General features: G+C 53.3%; 17 protein-coding genes. 6 read left to right on the top strand and 11 right to left on the bottom strand.

What is annotated here, in order from left to right; genetic code table 11:
- The first annotated feature begins 323 nt into the window (after nt 1–323).
- The gene (locus AC07V0_RS03145) at nt 324–956 is read left to right on the top strand and encodes a LysE family translocator (RefSeq protein WP_018927726.1); all 633 of its coding nucleotides are present in this window, start codon (nt 324–326) and stop codon (nt 954–956) included.
- 84 nt (nt 957–1040) lie between these two features.
- Here the strand turns inward: AC07V0_RS03145 and AC07V0_RS03140 are convergent, their stop codons facing one another.
- From AC07V0_RS03140 to AC07V0_RS03125, 4 genes are all read right to left on the bottom strand, one after another.
- Nucleotides 1041–2297: an aminotransferase-like domain-containing protein gene (locus AC07V0_RS03140; protein WP_495019374.1), complete on the bottom strand. Its 1257-nt coding sequence runs from the start codon at nt 2295–2297 to the stop codon at nt 1041–1043.
- Between the two features lie 61 nt (nt 2298–2358).
- Nucleotides 2359–3504 carry a trans-sulfuration enzyme family protein gene (locus tag AC07V0_RS03135; RefSeq protein WP_018927728.1) on the bottom strand — a complete coding sequence of 382 codons (1146 nt, stop codon included), beginning with the start codon at nt 3502–3504 and terminating at the stop codon, nt 2359–2361.
- Nucleotides 3501–4985 carry an AmmeMemoRadiSam system radical SAM enzyme gene (amrS, locus tag AC07V0_RS03130; protein WP_258673617.1) on the bottom strand — a complete coding sequence of 495 codons (1485 nt, stop codon included), beginning with the start codon at nt 4983–4985 and terminating at the stop codon, nt 3501–3503. The genes AC07V0_RS03135 and amrS overlap by 4 nt, the downstream gene beginning before the upstream one ends.
- Before the next feature lie 100 nt (nt 4986–5085).
- Nucleotides 5086–5805, bottom strand: a complete 720-nt coding sequence (locus AC07V0_RS03125; protein WP_018927730.1) for a YczE/YyaS/YitT family protein — start codon at nt 5803–5805, stop codon at nt 5086–5088.
- Nucleotides 5806–6005: 200 nt separating this feature from the next.
- Between AC07V0_RS03125 and AC07V0_RS03120 the strand changes: the two genes are divergently transcribed.
- Together AC07V0_RS03120 and AC07V0_RS03115 are read left to right on the top strand one after the other, a co-directional pair.
- The gene (locus tag AC07V0_RS03120; RefSeq protein ID WP_019578517.1) at nt 6006–6437 is read left to right on the top strand and encodes an Lrp/AsnC family transcriptional regulator; all 432 of its coding nucleotides are present in this window, start codon (nt 6006–6008) and stop codon (nt 6435–6437) included.
- A 139-nt stretch (nt 6438–6576) separates the two neighbouring features.
- Nucleotides 6577–6765, top strand: coding sequence for a hypothetical protein (locus AC07V0_RS03115; protein ID WP_018927732.1), 189 nt, complete (start codon nt 6577–6579; stop codon nt 6763–6765).
- Nucleotides 6766–6867: 102 nt separating this feature from the next.
- Here AC07V0_RS03115 and AC07V0_RS03110 read toward each other — a convergent pair whose 3' ends face one another.
- The 3 genes from AC07V0_RS03110 to AC07V0_RS03100 all read right to left on the bottom strand — a co-directional run bounded on the left by AC07V0_RS03110 (nt 6868) and on the right by AC07V0_RS03100 (nt 10252).
- Nucleotides 6868–8046, bottom strand: coding sequence for an MFS transporter (locus AC07V0_RS03110; protein WP_495019373.1), 1179 nt, complete (start codon nt 8044–8046; stop codon nt 6868–6870).
- A gap of 89 nt (nt 8047–8135) precedes the next feature.
- Nucleotides 8136–9158 carry an alpha/beta hydrolase gene (locus AC07V0_RS03105; RefSeq protein WP_086945756.1) on the bottom strand — a complete coding sequence of 341 codons (1023 nt, stop codon included), beginning with the start codon at nt 9156–9158 and terminating at the stop codon, nt 8136–8138.
- A 44-nt stretch (nt 9159–9202) separates the two neighbouring features.
- Nucleotides 9203–10252 carry an NAD(P)-dependent alcohol dehydrogenase gene (locus AC07V0_RS03100; RefSeq protein WP_086945755.1) on the bottom strand — a complete coding sequence of 350 codons (1050 nt, stop codon included), beginning with the start codon at nt 10250–10252 and terminating at the stop codon, nt 9203–9205.
- Between the two features lie 166 nt (nt 10253–10418).
- Between AC07V0_RS03100 and AC07V0_RS03095 the strand changes: the two genes are divergently transcribed.
- Complete coding sequence (locus tag AC07V0_RS03095) at nt 10419–11345, top strand: AraC family transcriptional regulator (RefSeq protein WP_086945770.1); 927 nt, start codon at nt 10419–10421, stop codon at nt 11343–11345.
- Nucleotides 11346–11826: 481 nt separating this feature from the next.
- Here AC07V0_RS03095 and AC07V0_RS03090 read toward each other — a convergent pair whose 3' ends face one another.
- Nucleotides 11827–13002: a PAS domain-containing sensor histidine kinase gene (locus AC07V0_RS03090; protein ID WP_096480413.1), complete on the bottom strand. Its 1176-nt coding sequence runs from the start codon at nt 13000–13002 to the stop codon at nt 11827–11829.
- Between the two features lie 6 nt (nt 13003–13008).
- Nucleotides 13009–13350 (bottom strand): hypothetical protein, encoded by a 342-nt coding sequence (locus AC07V0_RS03085; RefSeq protein ID WP_140393613.1) that lies wholly within the window; start codon nt 13348–13350, stop codon nt 13009–13011.
- A gap of 38 nt (nt 13351–13388) precedes the next feature.
- On the opposite strand from AC07V0_RS03085, the gene AC07V0_RS03080 reads away from it, so the two are divergent.
- Nucleotides 13389–14015, top strand: coding sequence for a TetR/AcrR family transcriptional regulator (locus tag AC07V0_RS03080; protein WP_018927737.1), 627 nt, complete (start codon nt 13389–13391; stop codon nt 14013–14015).
- 198 nt (nt 14016–14213) lie between these two features.
- Nucleotides 14214–15485 (top strand): OmpP1/FadL family transporter, encoded by a 1272-nt coding sequence (locus AC07V0_RS03075; RefSeq protein ID WP_495019372.1) that lies wholly within the window; start codon nt 14214–14216, stop codon nt 15483–15485.
- Between the two features lie 111 nt (nt 15486–15596).
- On the opposite strand, the gene AC07V0_RS03070 is transcribed toward AC07V0_RS03075, so the two are convergent.
- Both AC07V0_RS03070 and AC07V0_RS03065 read right to left on the bottom strand, forming a co-directional pair.
- Nucleotides 15597–16382 carry an SDR family NAD(P)-dependent oxidoreductase gene (locus tag AC07V0_RS03070; protein ID WP_138867303.1) on the bottom strand — a complete coding sequence of 262 codons (786 nt, stop codon included), beginning with the start codon at nt 16380–16382 and terminating at the stop codon, nt 15597–15599.
- Between the two features lie 138 nt (nt 16383–16520).
- Nucleotides 16521–17981, bottom strand: coding sequence for an efflux transporter outer membrane subunit (locus AC07V0_RS03065; RefSeq protein WP_495019371.1), 1461 nt, complete (start codon nt 17979–17981; stop codon nt 16521–16523).
- Nucleotides 17982–17988: the final 7 nt, after the last annotated feature.

Raw genomic sequence — 17988 nt, 5'->3', positions numbered from 1 at the left:
CCTGTCATATGGATGGACCCAGTGGACACCATTTTTAGCCTCACAAGCGGATCGCCATGCGCTAACGAACCTCTTATCCAAAGCCCTTCAAAACCCGAGTCGTCCAGGAATGCCTGCAACGTCCTGGCCGGTGTCATCGTCGAAGGCGAATGGCATCCCGATCGTGTTTAGTAAGGCTCATCACAGAGTGCACCTTAATAATGAAGGAAAGATAAGAATACTTCTTACAAAATTATCAAAAAAACCTCTATGGGAATTAATAATTAATTCATAAAAAAATGTACTTCTCCTAACCTTTAAGCATCAATTGCGGAGGTGCATTTATGTTGATTTTCATTAAGTCGATGATCATTGGGCTTTGTATCGCAGCCCCTGTGGGACCCATTGGGCTGTTGTGCATACAGAGGAGCCTTGCGCTTGGATGGAGAGCAGGTTTCGCGACAGGGTTAGGGGCGGCCACAGCCGATTCGATCTATGGATTTGTCGGTGCGCTGGGAATCACAGTCATCATAGCGACACTCATTAGCTTTAAGCCATGGTTGTGTATTTTGGGGGGGATGTTCCTCGCGTACATTGGTTATCAAACAATAAAATCGAAAGCGAGCTCAACAGCCCTGGCGGGTGAACGAGCCAACCTGTTAAAAGCCTACTTGAGTACACTGTTTTTGACACTGTCGAACCCAATGACCATCCTGTCGTTTATTGCGATATTTGCTGCCATGAGCGATGGCATGGCTAATGATCAAAGCGGTCAGCACTCAGTGCTGCCTATGGTGACAGGTATATTTCTAGGCTCGGCTGTCTGGTGGCTGGGATTGAGCGGATTCTCCTCCATATTCAAGACCAGAATCTCCCAATCAAAGCTCAGGTTGATCAACTATTTTTCCGGGTCAACCATCACCATTCTGGGTGCCTACCAAGTAGCCACTGGCGTTATGCTCGCCACAGCAGCTTAATAGGGAAATGAGGCAAGGCTTATTTCTTATTGGCTGATGAGTAAGCCTTGGCATCAATCCCCTACGGTTTGACGGGAGGATGCTTTACTGAATTCTGGATTCAATGTACGCCCTGAGGCTACCTATCGCTTGTTTGATTTCTGATTCTGTCGCATTGCTAAACGACAATCTAACCTGAGTGACAGCCTGATTCGTCAGCGAAAACAAGGAAGTGGGAAATACAATAACCTTGAAGTTCCTGGCGCACTCGCACATTTCAAAACATTCAAAGGTGAAGGGCAACTGTACATTGATGAAAAAACCTCCCTCTGGATGGTTCCAGGTGACACTTCTTTCAGAACCAGCCTTGACCGGGAATTCACGTTCAAGGCATTCAATCATATGGTTTCTTTTTTGCCTGTAAGACAACGCTCTTGGTTGATTAAGCTGTTTTAAAGAGTAATTGTTCTCTATCAGCAAACCTCCGACAATCGCTTGGCACAGGGCAGGTGTATTGACGGTGATCAAGCTTTTGGCTTTACATAACCTGGCGCTAAAGGAAATCACCCCAGCGTTCTCCGGGGCGACTACATAGCCCATACGCAATCCCGGAAAAATTGACTTTGCAAAAGAGCCAAGAAGGAATACTCGACTACTGTCGATCGACTTCATCAAGGGGATTTTATCTCCCTCGTACCTGAAGTAGCTGTAGGCATTATCCTCCAGGATAAAAAAATTCATTTCATTGGCCAAGGAGAGCAGAGCCTTTCTGTCTTCATAGGACAGGCTGTTAGCAGTAGGGTTACTAAAATCTGAAATCGCGTACAGCGCTTTTACCTTTTCCCCCCTGGACTCAAGATCTTCAGCTACCTTGCGCAGGGCAGATGGATCGAGGAAGGTGTCCTCGGGAACGGGTACAATTTTTATTCTTAATAATTTCGCAATCCCCGTTATTCCGGAAAACACAGGGTCAGGCACTAATAAAACACCACTTCCTTCAAAAATTGATAGCAGTGTCAAGGTCGCAGCTTCCTGAAACCCCATACACACGACAATACTTTCAGGGTTGAAAATTTTTATGCCTTCATCCACCTGCAAGTGTTCGGCTATTATGCCGTTGATAATTCCGGTGGTTTTTCCATATTGGCAAAGTAGTGTCGCAAGCGAGTGTTCCGTATCGACGGCGTATCGTGCATAGCTGGCCAGCCCTTTATCGATGAGGGACAGGTCGCATTGCTCGTCGTCAGGTCGACCGGACGCCAGAGAGATTGCCTCTGGATTTTCACTGGAAATGGAATTTAGAAGATGGATAACGTTCAGAGTAGGGTCTTCGAATATCGTTTTTTCGAGTACGCTGGGCAATCTCGCTTCTCCATAAAAAGCAACGAGCCGTTGAAGGCTCGTTGCTCATGATTAACATCTGTTACGCAGGTTTAAGTGCACTTTTTTGATTGGCCATATTTTCCATGGCCACAAATGCCTGAAGCAGATCCTCTTTAAGATCCTCAAGGGCCTCTAAACCAAAACACAATCGTACCAACCCCTTTTCAATCCCCATATCCGCTTTTTCCTGCTCAGTCATCGAGGCATGGCTTCCACTAAAGGGTTGCGCAACCATTGACGTGACACAGGCCATTCCCGTACCCGTTCCAAACCATTTGAGGGAGCTGGTGAAGGTTTTGTAAAAGGGGACCAGATCGGGCCGAATATCAACAAACACAATGCCACCGTAGCCGGTCAATTGTTTACCATCGACTCGTGGATAATATACATGCTCAATGAAGGGCAGTTCCCGTAGATAGTTGAGCATGCTGGAGGTTGTGTTGCTGTGTTTCTCCATGCGCAGGTTAAATGTCTGCATGCTTCTGCGAAGCAGCCATGCGCTATTAGGCGCTAATATTGAGCCTGAGTAAAAGCGGCCTTCGAGGAGGCGCGTATAAATCATTTCATTGTTGACGAGTACCAGGCCACCCATGACATCGCTATGCCCGGAGAAATACTTCGTTGCGCTGTACAGAGAGATATCCGCGCCGAAGTTCAGAGGCTTTTGAAATATCGGAGTGGCCCACGTGTTGTCAACGACCACCAGAGCGTGTGGGTTGTTTTGCTTAACCGCCTTGCTGACCGCATGAATATCAATGTCTTTCAGAAAGGGATTGGTCGGTGTTTCGAAAATGACCATGTCCACGTCCGACGGCAACTCTTTCAATCCACTTTCCGTGGTGAGATCCAGAATCGTCAGTTTCGCACCGATACGTGCCGCATATCGCTGAAACAGCTTATAAGAACAGCCATAGATATATTTGTTGATCACCAGCGACCCACCGGGTTTCAGCAGCTCCAGCACCATGTAGATGGCACTCATTCCGGTGCTGTAGGCCAAGGCGTATTCGCTTCCTTCCAGTGCAGCGACAACCTGTTCCAGCTCAGTCACATTGGGATTGGCTTTTCTCGAGTAGAAGAACGCCGAGTCAGCGCTAAAAGCGCTGCACTGATAAATAGGCGTCACGGATGGGTGGGCCTCTCGGTCATCGACCCTGATGTGGAGTATTTCAGTAGACACGCTCATGATTTGCTCACCAGTTTGATAACCTGCTCATACATGTTCTGCTTGCCTTCATACCCAATGGTCGGCGTGATGTCGTTTTGCGAAATACCAATCTCTTCAATCGACTCGGTTGGGAAGTGAGCCCTGTCGAATACTTCATGAAGATTTGAGTTCACCCCTTTGGGAAGCCAGACTTCAGGGCCTGATTCATCAATTCGTGCCTTGGCAATAATAAATCGATAGCTTTCATACGGCCGCAATGTCAGTGATTTCCAATCACTGTTGAGCCCGTCGGTATAGTTGCGCCGCAGGTAGACGGTCTGTTCAAAGTCTTCAGTATTCAGCACTTGGGCGTGCAGCGATACGATATCCCCATGCCACTCGAACTTTCGCTTCTCGTAAGAGGTCAATGCAGCCTCTCGCAGTTCAACAGGCGTGTTCGCTTTGTGTTCGCCCAGTAACTTGAAGTGTGCGTCGTGCCCACACCGGGTGCAGCAACCGTTGCTATCCAATCCGATCAGTTCAGCATTCAAACCGTAGCGGGTAACGAGTAGAGCGTTACAATTATTGCAGTTGGTATTGGTGCCCTCGACATCATTTACGTTACCCAGATAAACATGCTCAACCCCCATGCTCCGGGCAATGTCCCGGGCCTTCAGGAGTCTATCCACGGGCGTCCTGATGCTATTACTCATTTTATAATCAGGGTGAAACCTTACAAAGTGGAGAGGTACATTCGGGCCCAGTTCATCCAGTACCCACTGGCTGATTTTCCTGGCGGTATCCTCATCGTCACTGATATCGGTAACCATCAAGGTGCTGACTTCAACATATTTACCAGCATCGTATACTTTCTTGATGCCAGCCAGAACGGGCTCTACCCAGCCTGTTGTGACTTTTCGATAGTATTCGGGGGAGATGGATTTTAGCGAAATCGAGAATATGTCGATGACGGGCAATAGTTCATCAATGGCTTCTTCACTGATAAAAAAAGCTGATTTATATAAATTGATTAAGCCCGCTTCCTTTGCCAGCTTTGCCGTGTCGAGGATGAATTCATGCCAGACAACAGGGTCGTTATACGTCCAGGAGATAACGCGTATACCGTGCTTTAAGGCGGTTTCTACAACCTGTTCAGGCGTATAGTAGTAAACATCTTTGTCTGTCACATACTTGGCCTGAGAGGTCTTCCAATTGTGGCAGTAGCCGCAGTTAAGCATGCAGCCGATATTGCCTAGGGAAAGGATTCGCTCTCCGGGAGCAAAGTGGAATACCGCCTCGGTTTCGATGGTCTCTTCGGTGCTGTGAACGCCTTTGCCATAATTCAATGTAACTAACCGGCCGCCTCTGTTTCCGCGCACCTTGCAAAAACCTACTTTACCCTCCTGAATGACACAGTTTCGGGGAGAAAGATGACACTTTACAACGCCGTTCGGGAGTATTTCTTCCAACTTTGCAGGCGTGCTTTCCAAGGTCCAGTTTTTATTTTTTGTAGTGTCCATCTCTCACTCCTCATTTCACGGAAGTTGCTGTCAATATCATCGGTTTAAATAGTCGAGGCGAAACAACCCCGCCGCCACAGTGGCGGCAATCCCCTAGTAGTTATTGATAGGCGGAAGAAACGCTGGTCAATCCATAATTCTTAAGTGAAAAACGCCTGGCGTTTATATTCATGAATGGCTGTATAAGAGGGCCTATGACCAACAAGAATGCAATGGTTCCCATACCGAAGGGCCCGCCTAGAAGCCATCCGGTTGAAAAGATGCCAATTTCAATTATCATTTTGGCTTTGGTGAATGACCACGCCCATTTGGACACCATGGTAAGCACCACAAGGTCCATGATTCTGATACCAATACCGCTCATGATAATCAGTGCAGACGAATAAGCACACAGCACCAGACCCATCGCCAATATCGTGTACTCATTCACTCTGACAATCAAATACTCTCCAAGCCCCAGCACGGACCAGAGGTCAATCAACAGACCTGTAAGTGTGGTTGTAACAAATGGGCTTATCGGAGGATATTTCTTGTTCCAGAGCATCCACCACAGCAGAAAGAATAGAGAAACGATACCCGAACAAACGCCCATTCCGAGCATGAGTATTTTATTTATCGAGATGATCAGGACATCTAAGGGGTCAGTCCCCAGTTGACTGACTATGAAAAACTTGGCCCCCACCGAGAAAAGGGCGACGCCAGCCAGATACATAAAAATCTGATCCATCTTGAAATCACGAAAACTTAGGACTTGCGTTCCAATATAATTCGCGAATGATGGATAGGATTTTTTTTCACACTTTATTTTTTCATCTTCCATACGAACACCATCCCTGGAGGAGAATATTTTATTATGCAGTGCGTAACGCTAAGGATTCAGAGCTATTGATTACCCGGGTTCTTGTTAGGCTTTACCGGGCTGCAAATAGACTAGCACTCTGCTTTATTTTGGTGCATTATTTTTTAATGAAAACCGGGTGCTTTTCATTAAAATTTATACTTTTTGCTGTGGGAGCTTACATGGACCGTATAGACATCAAAATCTTGGGGAAGGTGCAGGACTTTGGTCGCATTTCCATCACGGAGCTGTCCAAGCACGCAGGTCTTTCTATTCCCGCCACCACTGATCGGTTGCGAAAGCTCGAAGACTCTGGGGTCATCAAGGGATATAGCGCTCAGTTAGATCCAACCAAACTAGGGTTCGGCATATCTGCTGTCGTCGGCATGACCACCCTCAAGCCTGCGAAATCCAAATTGATAGCGACGCTCAACGACATACCCGAAGTCGTTGAGTGCCTGCACGTCACGGGTAACGACTCCTACCTGATCAGGATCTATGCCAGGTCAATGGCCGATATCGAAAATATCATTGCGAAGATCAACGCGTACGGTGAGACACGTACAAGCATTGTCTTGTCTGTCCCTATCGAGAGAAGAAAGCTTGTCCCTTGAGCCTGTACATAGAACAGTCGGCTGTCAGCTATTTCAAGGGTGATCATTTTGTTTGCCCGGAACGGCGCCAGCAGCGATTCATCTGCCCCTGAATTAGTAATCAACGTCCACGGCCCTTTGAGGAACGGTGAACAATGTCATGCCGGTCGCAGACGCTTGGGGTATTGCGGCCGATGTGCCTGCGCCCACTAACGTACTTGGCCGCTATGGATCACCCGAAGAGGACATCGCACCGGTAGTGCTGTTTCTCGCCAGCAAGGATGGGCAATTTTTGACGGGGTATAGCCTGACGCCTGACGGTGGCCAAATCATCGACAGCGCACGCTGATTTTACCGTCCAGTCTGCAACCGATTGCCCCACAGGGAACACAAGACTCGCCTTGGCATGTCTTGTGTTTTTTCAAGCGATGCTCTCCGATGCAACAGGTTCTCACGAGGCAGCGCGTGCCGCCAGGAAGGCAAGAACTGCCGCCACGCCTAGCAGCGTGGCGCTCAACTCGAAAGTCGCTTGATAGCCGTTCGAGTCAAAGACCAGCCCGCCAACGGTTGCGCCGGATGCAATGGCCAGTTGGATGATCGCCACCATTAAGCCGCCTCCGGCTTCAGCATCCTCTGGCAATGTTCTGGCCAGCCATGTCCACCATCCCACCGGCGCCGCGGTCGCAACCAGCCCCCAGAGGCCCAACAAGACGGTGGTGGTAGTCGCAGAGCTGCCGAACGAAACGAGTGCCAGTGCGATCGCCGCCATCAATATCGGGATGACGATGAGGGTGCGATGCAGGCCATTTTTCAAGAATGCTTCAATCAGGAAGGTTCCCGCGAGGCCTGCCAGGCCGAGGACGAGCAACATCAGTGACAGCATGGAAATACTGACGTGCGTGACCGTTTCAAGGAACGGGCGCAGGTAGGTAAATAGCATGAACTGGCCCATGAAAAAGACACTGACCGCCGCCATGCCTAACGCGACCGGTGTGCTTTTCATCAGCCTGAAAACATTTCCAGTGCCTGAACCGCTTTGCGACTTCATCGCAGGAAGGCTCGCCCAAAGCCAGAGACTGGCGATTACCGCGACCGGGATGACGCACAAAAATGCGCCGCGCCATCCGATGAAGGCTCCGAGAAAACTGCCCAGAGGTGCTGCAATCACTGTCGCCAGAGCGTTGCCGCCATTGACGACTGCCATGGCGCGAGCGATCTGGTCGTCAGGCACCAGGCGTATGGCAGTTGCCGCCGACAATGACCAGAAACCACCAATTGCTACGCCGATCAGCGCGCGGCCGGCCATGAACACCCAGTAGTTCGGCGCGAACGCGACCACGGTTCCCGAAACGATCATCAGCAGGGTCAGGGACAACAGCAGTGGCTTGCGGTCGACCCGCGCCGCCACCGAAGCGGTCAGGAGGCTGGCGAATAGCGCAAACAGCCCAGAGACTGAAATGCCCTGGCCCGCTTGCCCTTCGGTGATATGCAGATCGGCGGCAATCGGTGTCAGCAGGCTGACGGGCATGAACTCCGATGCCACCAGGACGAAGGCGGCGAGCGACATGGCGAATACGGCACCCCATGATTGTTCAGGTTTTCGCGGGGCTGAGAGCGTGTGTTGGATCATTGATTGAATCCCGTAATGCGCGAAGCGTCGCGGCCCCGGGAACGAGGCCGCGCGTGAGAACGGATGCCCGGCCAGGGCACTGCTCAGTGCTACTTCAGGTTGCTTTTGAAGAACGTGGTCAACTTGGCGAATGGTATGAGGTCGACCCGGTCGTAAAGATCCACATGGCCGGCATCTGGAATGATGAGCAGTTCTTTAGGTTCTGCCGCGCGTTTGTAGGCATCCTCGCTGAACTCGAGTGAGTGTGCCCGGGCGCCAGCAATGAACAGCAGTGGGCGAGGGGAGATCGTCTCGATGTCGTTGAACGGATAGAAGTTCATGAATTTCACGTTGCTGGTCAGCGTCGGCATGGTGGTTGTCTGTGCCGATGCGCCGGCAGGGGTGACCTCACCACGCGGTGTGCGATAGAAATCGTAGAACTCGTCACCCACGGCGTTGCCGGTCAGCTTCAGTGGTGAGCCGCTGGTATAGCGGACTTCGCCACCCCAGAATTCGGCGTTGCGCTGCTGCGCCGCTTCGCGAATGATTTGCTGGCGTTGTTCGATCGTTACACTGTGCTTGAGGCCATTACGATTGGCGGCGCCCATGTCGTACATGCTGACGGTGGCGATGGCCTTTAGACGCGGATCGATCTTGGCCGCACTGATGGCGAAGCTGCCACTGCCGCAAATACCGATGACGCCGATACGTTCACGATCGACCAATGGGCGAGAGCCGAGAAAGTCCACGGCGGCACTGAAGTCTTCGGCGTAGATATCAGGCGAAACGGCCTGGCGAGGCGTGCCCTCACTTTCACCCCAGAAGGACAAGTCCAGCGACAGTGTGATAAATCCCTGTTCGGCCATTTTTGTGGCGTAGAGGTTTGCACTCTGCTCCTTCACTGCCCCCATTGGATGACCGACAATGATCGCGGCATTCTTCGATTGAGGATTGAGGTTCTTCAGGATGAACAGATTGCCCACCACCTTCATGCCGTATTGATTCTTGAAGGTGACCTTTTCTACCGTCACTTTTTCGCTTTTGTAGAAGTTGTCCGCGCCGTTCGACAAATCGGCTCCCGTTGAAGAAAAAGAGGTAACAAGCAGCCCTAGGGCAAGCAAAATGCCTTTCACTGGATAGTCCTTTTGATGAGTGGTTATTCGCTGGCGCCTTTCGCTTAGCCAGCCAATGTGGCGTTGTCGATCACGAAGCGATACTTGACGTCGCCCTTGAGCATCCGCTCATAGGATTCGTTGATCTGATCGACCCGGACCAACTCGATGTCGGCGACGATGCCGTGCTCGGCGCAGAAATCCAGCATCTCCTGCGTCTCGGGGATACCGCCGATCATCGAGCCGGCAATCGTTCGTCGTTTCATGATCAGGTTGAACACATTGGGCGATGGATGCGGCGAGGCGGGTGCACCGACCAGGGTCAGCGCACCATCGCGCTTGAGTAGAACCAGAAAGGCATCGAGATCGTGGGGGGCTGCGACGGTGTTGAGGATGAAGTCGAAGCTCTTGGCATGCGCGGCCATCTCCTCAGCGTTGCGCGATACCACCACTTCGTCAGCGCCCAACTCCTTCGCCGCTTCGCGCTTGGATTCGGATGTAGTGAACGCCACAACGTGGGCGCCCATCGCGTGGGCCAGCTTGATGCCCATGTGGCCCAGGCCACCAATGCCGACCACGCCGATTTTCTTGCCCGGACCGGCGTTCCAGTGACGGAGTGGGGAGTAGGTGGTGATGCCCGCACACAGCAGTGGTGCGACGGCGGCCAGTTGTTCTTCGGGATGGTGGATACGCAGAACATAACGTTCATGCACCACGATGTTTTGTGAGTAGCCGCCGAGCGTCCAGCCAGGTGCGTCCGGGGTCGGGAAGTTGTAGGTGCCGACCATGCCGTCGCAATAGTTTTCCAGCCCCGTGGCACAGTCTTCACAGTGTTTGCAGCTGTCGACGATGCAACCGACACCGACCAGATCGCCGACTTTGAAATCCACAACATGCGCGCCGACCGCCGATACACGACCCACAATTTCGTGCCCCGGTACGCAGGGAAATTGCGTGCCCGCCCACTCGGCGCGCACCTGGTGCAAGTCCGAATGGCAGATGCCGCAAAAGGCAATATCGATCTGAACGTCATGGGCGGCGGGTGTACGGCGAATGATTTGCAACGGTTCAAGGGGCTTGTCGCCCGCATGAGCACCATAGGCTTGTACAAGCATGGGAGAGTCCTCAATGGCTTTGTCGGATGAACATTTTCCGGCTCTGCCCAGACTCCCTGTAGTGCATTGCGCTGGATTACTTGCCTGATTCTATGAGTCTCTGTTTTTTTTGCAGGACGGTCACGAGCGGGCGAGTTAGAGTTCAGCGATGAGGTACAAGGCGAACATGACGATCAAACACGACACCGCTGCTCAACACCTGTCGCCACAAGAAACGCTTGCGCGGATCATTGGCGAGCAGATCCCGAAACCAGGTGACTACGGAACGCCCATTGCGGGCCTGGGCTTTTTCAGGCGCGAACATCCGTCGCCGCCCGTCGTCTGCATGGTCGAGCCAAGCATCATCCTCGTCGCCCAAGGTGAGAAACAGCTGTGGGTAGGTGGCGAGGGCTACCCGTATGACACGTCGCGATTTCTGATCACCTCATTGGACTTGCCCGCCAATTCTGAGGTGCTGGCGGCAAGCCCGGAGCAGCCATGCCTGGGGCTGACTTTGAAGCTCGATCTGCGCATGCTGGCTGAGCTGATAGTGCAGGGTGACTTGCCGCCAACCCGTGATCGATCAGTGGTGAAAGGTGTCGGGATTGGTTCAGTAACGCCTGCCATGTTGGCGTCGTTCGAGCGCTTGCTGGCGCTACTCGATGAGCCTGAAGCCATCCCTGTGCTTGCGCCCCTGATTCAGCGCGAAATTCACTATCGTCTCTTGAAGAGTGATCAGGCTGCCAGGTTGCGGCAGATTACCTCGGTCGATGGCCAGGGTTATCGCATCGCAAAAGCCATCGACTGGCTGAAGTTGAATTACGCCTCGGCGCTTCGCGTCGAAGAACTTGCGGCGCGAGTGCAGATGAGCACACCCACCTTTCATCACCACTTCCGCCAGCTCACCTCGATGAGCCCGTTGCAGTACCAGAAGTGGTTGCGATTGAACGAGGCGAGGCGATTGATGCTCAACGAGCATCAGGAAGTATCAAGCGCAGCCTACCAGGTCGGCTATGAAAGCCCATCGCAGTTCAGCCGCGAATACAGCCGTCTGTTTGGCGTACCCCCCAAGCGGGATATTGCGATGTTGCGAGGGCAGGGGGTAGCAACATAAATACACCCTGTCAGGCAGGCGCCATCAGGACGGTTCTCAGCTGGCAGCTAAGGCTATACAAGGCCGACAAACGACAGAATAACCAGGACAATCACAACTGCCCCGACGATGTAGATAATATTGTTCATGAAAACCACCTCTCTATCCCAACAGGATTGCGACACCATGGTGCCTAATACAGATGACACCTTCGTTCGCAGTTCCGTTCCCCGAACCAGTCTCGACGGCGGCACCTCGCGGCAACCTCGGCTAATTTGCATGTGCTCGAGGAGTGCGCCGTGGCTGCAGGACACACCCCGTTCGGCTTACTCCAGTGTTTTCCCAGCCTGAGCGATTGGGCAATTTGCGGGCAAACAGTAAACTGGTAGGCGTTTTGTCGTTGAAGGGCACCAGTCTTCGCGGACCAGATTGGCAAGCAACACACCACGCTATCGACGGCTAGCAAAGGAGGGCGACGGGGTTGAGCGAAGGTCAACCCAAGCTAATTTATGGTGCGAGGAAAGGTTGCAGTGAATGTTGTTCCGCTCGTTAGAGAAGACGTTACAGCCACGTCGCCGTGGTGCGCCCTGGCGATCTCACGAACAATGAACAAACCCAGCCCGACACTTCTAAGTTCAGCATTGTCATGACTGCCGCGGATCATCGGTTCGAACAGGTCCTTGAGCAACTCAGGTGGTATGGGTGTGCCAAGGTTGTGGACTGTAATAATGACCGCTGGATCTTCGATGCGCGAAGAAACGGTGACTCCGCTATCGGCAGCACCGTAGGCGACTGCATTGGCGACCAGGTTGCCGATGAGCTGATAGAGTCGATCACTGTCGGCAGTAAAGTCACCTTGCCCATAACGCAGGTGGGTCAATTCATGCCCGGGGAACGCCAGACTCAACTCGTCCAGACAGTCGGCCACCAGTTCGTGTAGATCGACGGGTTTGGGCAGAACTGCGATACCTCGCCCGACCTGCGTCAAGGTGAAATCCAGCAGATCGGCCACCAGACGCTGCGCGCGCTCTGCGGAGTGGGTGATGTGGCCAAGGATTTGTGCCTGCTTAGCATCCATCTCCCTGCGGCCCAGCAGTTCTGTTGCCATTTTTATCGCCGACAATGGGTTGCGCAGGTCGTGACTGACAATCCCGATAAGCTGCTCGGCGAACAGGGCACGGTCTTCCGCCGCGGCGTAAGTGATGCGCAGCTTGTCTTGGGTGATATCCATCACCCGTTGATCCTTGAGGTGTTTTGCCAAATGTCTTTCTGCGAGCATTCGGGCATGGAGCAGCTCACGCTCGTATCTTTGCCGATCTTCGGCTTTGAACAGCGTCATTTCATGAAATATGCCAGCAGAACTCTCACAACGGACGGCGCTGAGCATCATCGGAATTGAATGTCCGTTGTAGTGAACGAGATCGAATTTGACATCAGCGATCACGCCCTGGATTTGCATAAGGGGCGCCCAGTACGTCCTGTGAAACGTCCTCCCTTCAGGGCTCATCAGGTCTTGGATGTGACGACCGACCAGCTCACTCCTGCGGTAGCCAATCCAGCGGCAGAAGGTGAGGTTGACCTGTGCGATCTGGCCATTTTCTGCGGTAAGCAGTAAGCCACAATCAGCTTCATCGAAGAGAATTTCAGAACCGGGCAGCGAGTCGTCATCTGCGGGCATTTGTATTCACTGACCAATGGGGCCGATATCTGAAAAATTATAGACACCACTTGGGCAAGGACTCTCAAAATTTACTCCTTTTGCAGTGCTTGGTCTCGACATACGGAGGGTTAGCCAATCTGTTGCATCGACCGGTTGAATCCACAGCCGATCGTTAACGGTGTCAAGGGCGGCCGCACTCACCACTGAAGGACTATCAGATAATGTTCTCCAATAAATCAGTCGTGTGTCGCGCAGCAGCAACTCTTCGAGGCAGCCACTGTCGACCGGCTCAAGTGATGAAGTTTGTGGGCGCTCGGAAAAGTCGTTCAAAATGGCCGATTCGTGACTAGATATCTTATCGGTCACAAGTTGTCAGTCGGCGATTGGGTGAGTAAGCTGTTCCCATGAATCAGCCATCAATATCTTCAGCTTCGCCCAGCCCCCGTGGCCCAGCCGATCACGACATTCGAGACCAGATTGTTGCGGCGGCCAACGAACACTTCAGTCAGTACGGCTACGGCAAAACCACGGTTTCCGACCTGGCCAGGGCCATTGGGTTTTCCAAGGCCTACATCTACAAATTTTTTGATTCCAAGCAGGCGATTGGTGAAGCCATCTGTGCAAATTGTCTGGCAGAAATCGTCGCGGCTGTGGAGCAGGCGATCAATGTAGAAGACCTGTCGCCGACGGAACGCTTTCGACGATTGGTCAAAACTGTGGTCGCCACAGGCGTGAATCTGTTCTTTAACGACCGAAAACTCTATGACATAGCAGCATTTGCGGCGTCGGAAAGCTGGCCCAGTACGCAGGCTTATGACGCACAGATCAAACGCTTCGTGTTGCAAATCGTGCGGGAAGGGCGAGAGATCGGCGAATTTGAACGCAAGACTCCCCTGGACGAAACAGTAGAAGCGATACATCTGGCTTTGCGGCCTTTCGTCAATCCTTTACTCCTGCAGTACAACCTCGATTATGTCGAGGAGGCGCCCACGCTCACCGCCAACCTCATTTTGCGTAGCCTCATGCCTTGACCTTCGGCTAACGGTTTTACGTCACGCCTGTGTAAGCGACACATCACCAAAACGGCTTTTCACTTTGCCCTTCTTCCAGTCGTCGAAGGGCATTTCATTTATTCGCATTGTGACCGTTGACTGAATTGGTCACATGAATAAATATGGTGAGCCGTTACTTCTACTGCTTCATCTCAGTGATCCCATAGAGTTCAAACAATGAAAAAAATGTTGCTCAAGAGCCCATTTGGCCTCGCTGTCGTGCTCGCATCTTCAAATGTGTTTGCAAGCGGTTTCGCTCTCAATGAACAAAGCGTCAGTGGGATGGGGTCCGGGTTTGCCGGGCGCTCCTCATCCGCTGAAGATGCGAGCACGGTCTTCGGTAATCCGGCGGGTATGTCTCGATTGAAAAGAGAGCAGGTCAGCGTGGGCGCGGCGACTCTATTCGCGAAGACCGACATAAGCCAAACCCGCAGTACATTCGGAGGTCAGGAAGACGGCGACATGGTGCCAACCACCACAGTGCCTATGGGTTACTACGTCAAACCCATCGATGAGCATTGGGCGTTCGGTGTAGGGTTTTATGTACCTTTCGGTCTGATGACTGACTATGGCAGCGGTTTTGCCGGGCGTTACTACGCCAACAAAAGTGAGGTCACGACCCTTACGTTCCAGCCCACCATCAGCTATGCCTTCAACGACAAAGTTTCGATCGGCTTCGGTCCGACCATCAACCGCATCACCGGTGAGCTGTCCGGGATGGTGCCCAATCCACTTAGCCCAGGTCGCAATGACGGAAAACTCAAAAGCACGGGCGATGACACGGCCCTCGGTTTCAACGCCGGTATCCTGGTGCAGGCTACAGACCAAACTCGCTTGGGCATGACTTACCATTCCAAGGTCAGTTACCACTTGGACGCCAAGACCAAGGTCACCGACGGCATCTTTAGCGTGTTGGGGGGCAGCGGTCGGAGTTATGACGCTTCACTGGATGTGGATACCCCAGAGTCAGTGGATTTCTCGGTGACTCATCAGCTCAATAATGACTGGACTCTATATTTGGGGAGTACCTGGACACGCTGGAGTCGCTTTAAAGAATTAACCATCGAGAACACGGGTTTACCCCCTTTGTTGAGCGGCTCGCTGGGCACGATTACCGAAGAACAGAACTGGCATGATACGTGGGCTCACGCTATCGGCACGGCGTACAAATTGAACAGCCAATGGGTACTTCGCGCAGGCTTCTCGGTCGACCAGTCTCCCACCAACAACACCAACCGTGGACCACGTATTCCTACGGGTGACCGGAAGGTTATCAGCTTCGGTGCTGGCTGGACTCCGGCGGACAATGTCACGATCGATGTTGCTTATTCCTACCTATGGGAGGAGAGCGTGCGGATCAACGACGCCTCTGCGAACAGAGGTGCATACAGTGCCAAATTCAAGAACAGTGCGAACGGGCTCGGTACGTCTGTGAGTTACCGCTTCTAATTGAGTGCTGTTACACGATGAATGTCCTGTCGGGAGCACGCGTTGCCTCCCGACCTTTAGGAACACATCTCGGGCCTTTCCCCTGAGGTAAAAGGCCTCTTTGTCGCCCCCTCAGACTCCCATCACCTGCGCCATAAGGCCCTGATGAAACCGACGAGGTGTGGCCCAAGTCAAGACAGTAATGGCCTTGTTGCCAAAACCCGGCACCACGCTCATGCGTCCGGCTTGCAGCGCACGGATTCCTGCACGTACGACGGGTTGGGGCTGCATCATCACCCTTTTCAAGACCGGCGTGATCTTTTGCTTGGCGCTTTCTGCAAATCCGGTATCCGACATTCCTGGGCACAGTGCGGTAACGACGACGCCGTCATTTTTCAGTTCGCGATGAAGCGCATCAGAGAAGCGAAGAACATAGGCTTTCGCGGCAGAGTAAACGGCGAAATTCTTCACGCCCTGGAAGGACAGCAAGCTGGCGACCATCAGGATGTGCCCACGTTTGCGGGCTCGCATGTCGGCCGCGAAAAGGCGTGTCAGGGCTGTCAGGCTGGCGATATCCAAATCAATCATGGTCAGGGACTCATCCAGAGGTTGATCCAGGAAAGGCCCCTGCAATCCATGACCCGCATTGTTGATGAGCACATCGATCACTATATTGCGTTCGCTGAGTCGCTCATGCAGTCCGATGATCGCCGGGATCGAGGACAGGTCTACTTGTTCGACGATCACATCAACGCCGAAGCGTTCGCGCAACTGCGCCGATAGCGCTTCGAGCTTACTCAGCCTTCTTGCTACCAGAACGAGCGATTTTCCCTGCGCTGCATATTGCCGGGCAAACTCCTCGCCAAATCCGCTTGATGCGCCGGTGATGAGCACCCAGGAATTTTCGTTCGACTTCATTTCGCTTTACTCCGGTTGGTTTCTATTGAGCAATTGGCTGCTGACCGCGTCAGTCGGTGAGCGAACCCACTCTCGGATTGGGTAGTAGCTGAAAGAGGGGGGAGGTGCGTGCATCAAGTGCTACGTCACCTGGTTAAATCATCGTGTCGCAACAGGCTGAGTTTCAGGAGGCTGCCAGCCACCACCGAGCGCCTTGAATGCCGCAACCGCCGCCCGTGCCGATTCCGTTCGTGCTTGTGCCCGAGCATCGGAAGCCTGCAGCATCGTCTCGTCGGCGTGCAGGACATCGATCAGGCTGGCCGTGCCTTTCTCATAGGCAATGAACGAAGATTGGCGAGCCCGTGTCAGAGACACCTCTCCCCCGGTGAGGGTGGTTGCTTGAGCTTCCCGATTCACCAGTGAGGAGAGCGCGTTCTCCACATCCTCGGTGGCGCGCAGCACAGACTGACGGTAAGCGGCCAGGGTTTCGGCTTCCTGTCCCTTGGCTTGGTCGATTTGGGCGTTTATGCGACCGAAGTCGAAGAGTCTCCAGTGCAGGCCCAGTACGCCCGCTGACTGGCTGGCGCCGCTGGTGAAAAGATTGCCTGCGGATACAGCCGTAGCACTACCCAGCAATGCGCTGAGGGAGAATTTCGGGTAGTACTCAGCAATCGCCTCCCCGATGCGTGCGTTTGAAGCCGCAAGACGGCGCTCAGCCACAATGAGGTCTGGCCTGCGGCGCAGCAAATCGGCCGGCGTTCCCATCGTCTTTAACTGCGGCGCTACAGGAATGCTCCCCGCACTGGCCAGTTGTGTGCGGTGAGTGCCTGGCGGCGTGCCGAGCATGACATCCAGCGCATTCATGGCAGCATCGAGACCGGTCTGCAGGACCGGCACTGTCGCCTGGACCTGCGATAGCGCCCCTTCGGCCTGGCGAACCTGATAGTTGGCGGCGAGCCCCTTGCTGTAGAGCAATTGGACTTTCTCTAGTAGCTCTCGCTGTGTTTTGACTTGTCGGTTCGCAATGTCCAGCCGGGTCTGCAGTCCGCGGATAGTGATGTAGACATCGGCGGTCTGTGCAGCGACGGCCAATCGTGTGGCAGCGGCGCCCGCCTGGGAAGCCTGGTACTCGGCCAGAGCAGCCTCGCGTCCGCGGCGCAATCCGCCAAAGACATCTACCTCCCAGCTGGCATCGAGGTTGGCCTCGTAGGAACTTCCGTACCGGTCATAGCCAGGCGTTGAGTTCAACACCTGGCCGAGCGGAGTCTCGATTGACTGGTAGGAGCGCGCGGCCTGTCCGCTGATGTTCCCCGAGGGCAGTAAAGCGGCATTTGCGGCGCCCAGTCCGGCCCGCGCCTGCGTGACTCGCGCCGACGCCTGCGCCAGATCCAGGTTCTGCTCAAGTGCCTTGGAGACGAAGTCGGCTAACAGCGGATCACCAAAGCCTTCCCACCAGGCGACAAGACTGGCCGGCGTCGCCCCAGGCCTCTGTTCGACAGAAGACTGCCCCAAGTAATGGTCCGACAGTGGGGCGTCCGGACGGTGATAGTCCGGACCGACCGCGCAACCTGTCATCAAGCTGGCACTCACCAAGAGAGCAACGGGATGGAGGGTAGGCATTGAAGTT

The sequence above is a fragment of the Pseudomonas sp. GW821-FHT01E10 genome, assembly GCF_059422365.1.
The sequence above is the reverse complement of the archived record's forward strand: the minus strand, read 5'-3'. Positions and strand labels throughout refer to the sequence as shown.

What these genes read in the sequence shown, in the direction of transcription:
- AC07V0_RS03120 (WP_019578517.1), top strand. Translation starts at nt 6,006, where the DNA reads ATGGACCGTATAGACATCAAAATCTTGGGGAAGGTGCAGGACTTTGGT.
- AC07V0_RS03145 (WP_018927726.1), top strand. Translation starts at nt 324, where the DNA reads ATGTTGATTTTCATTAAGTCGATGATCATTGGGCTTTGTATCGCAGCC.
- AC07V0_RS03135 (WP_018927728.1), bottom strand. Translation starts at nt 3,504, where the DNA reads ATGAGCGTGTCTACTGAAATACTCCACATCAGGGTCGATGACCGAGAG.
- amrS (WP_258673617.1), bottom strand. Translation starts at nt 4,985, where the DNA reads ATGGACACTACAAAAAATAAAAACTGGACCTTGGAAAGCACGCCTGCA.
- AC07V0_RS03125 (WP_018927730.1), bottom strand. Translation starts at nt 5,805, where the DNA reads ATGGAAGATGAAAAAATAAAGTGTGAAAAAAAATCCTATCCATCATTC.
- AC07V0_RS03100 (WP_086945755.1), bottom strand. Translation starts at nt 10,252, where the DNA reads ATGCTTGTACAAGCCTATGGTGCTCATGCGGGCGACAAGCCCCTTGAA.
- AC07V0_RS03075 (WP_495019372.1), top strand. Translation starts at nt 14,214, where the DNA reads ATGAAAAAAATGTTGCTCAAGAGCCCATTTGGCCTCGCTGTCGTGCTC.
- AC07V0_RS03080 (WP_018927737.1), top strand. Translation starts at nt 13,389, where the DNA reads ATGAATCAGCCATCAATATCTTCAGCTTCGCCCAGCCCCCGTGGCCCA.
- AC07V0_RS03095 (WP_086945770.1), top strand. Translation starts at nt 10,419, where the DNA reads ATGACGATCAAACACGACACCGCTGCTCAACACCTGTCGCCACAAGAA.
- AC07V0_RS03115 (WP_018927732.1), top strand. Translation starts at nt 6,577, where the DNA reads ATGCCGGTCGCAGACGCTTGGGGTATTGCGGCCGATGTGCCTGCGCCC.
- AC07V0_RS03065 (WP_495019371.1), bottom strand. Translation starts at nt 17,981, where the DNA reads ATGCCTACCCTCCATCCCGTTGCTCTCTTGGTGAGTGCCAGCTTGATG.
- AC07V0_RS03090 (WP_096480413.1), bottom strand. Translation starts at nt 13,002, where the DNA reads ATGCCCGCAGATGACGACTCGCTGCCCGGTTCTGAAATTCTCTTCGAT.
- AC07V0_RS03070 (WP_138867303.1), bottom strand. Translation starts at nt 16,382, where the DNA reads ATGAAGTCGAACGAAAATTCCTGGGTGCTCATCACCGGCGCATCAAGC.
- AC07V0_RS03110 (WP_495019373.1), bottom strand. Translation starts at nt 8,046, where the DNA reads ATGATCCAACACACGCTCTCAGCCCCGCGAAAACCTGAACAATCATGG.